Annotated in this window: 1 protein-coding gene; it reads left to right on the forward strand. The window is 58.9% G+C overall.

The window, feature by feature from the left end; all coding sequences use genetic code 11:
• Nucleotides 1-279: 279 nt before the first annotated feature.
• On the forward strand, nucleotides 280-988 hold a 709-nt coding region (locus ACR0EL_RS21840; protein WP_480502267.1), incomplete at its 3' end, for a beta-ketoacyl synthase N-terminal-like domain-containing protein.

A 988-nucleotide genomic window follows, 5' to 3' on the forward strand; every position in this document is an offset into this window, starting at 1 on the left:
CCGCAAGTCCGTCGATCTGTCCGAAGCATTGGAAGTCGCCCAATCGGCACACGAGCCAGTCGCCGAGTTCCAGTAAACTTCAGTACCAGACGACCCGCCTTTCCCGTTGAAGGAAGGGCGGGTTTTTGCTTTTCAGGCATCGTTCAACTCAATTGACAGAGGATTTGAACAGGTTACGGCACAAGGATGCCGGTTCAGAATATGCCGTTGCTCTTGCCCCCGCACCCCGGGCCGGGGTATGAGCGGTTCTCATAACAGGAAGCAGGCAAGAGGCACTTCATGCGCAGAGTCGTTGTAACCGGTCTTGGATTGGTCACTCCTTTGGCCAGTGGGGTTGAGGAAACATGGTCACGGCTGCTGGATGGAGAATCCGGCGCAGGACCAATCACGCAGTTTGATGCCGAGGCAAGCGGGGTCACCACGACCTATGCCTGCGAAGTGCCGCGCGGAGATGGCACCAATGGGACATTCAACCCCGACGACTGGATGCCGCCGAAAGAACAGCGCAAGATCGAGGATTTCATCCTCTATTCCATCGCTGCAGCCGAGATGGCTTGCAAGGATGCCAATTGGCTGCCCGAAGACGAAGAAGACCGCCTGCGCACTGGCGTTCTGATTGGGTCCGGTATCGGTGGGCTGGGATCAATTGCCAACACGGCCAACCTGATCCGCGACAAAGGTCCGCGCAGGGTTTCTCCGTTCTTTATCCCGGGCGCGCTAATCAATCTGGCCTCGGGGCAGGTTTCGATCCGTCATGGGTTCAAGGGGCCGAACCACTCGGTCGTGACTGCTTGCTCGACCGGTGCCCATGCGATCGGTGATGCCAGCCGCATCATCCGCGCCGGGGATGCAGACGTGATGATCGCAGGCGGCGGCGAGGGCTGTATTTGCGAAATCGGTATCGCCGGCTTCAACGCCTGCAAGGCGCTGTCGACCAAATACGCCGATGATCCGAAGAAAGCGAGCCGCCCCTATGACATCGACCGCG

The sequence above is a fragment of the Ruegeria sp. AH12 genome (assembly GCF_056541465.1).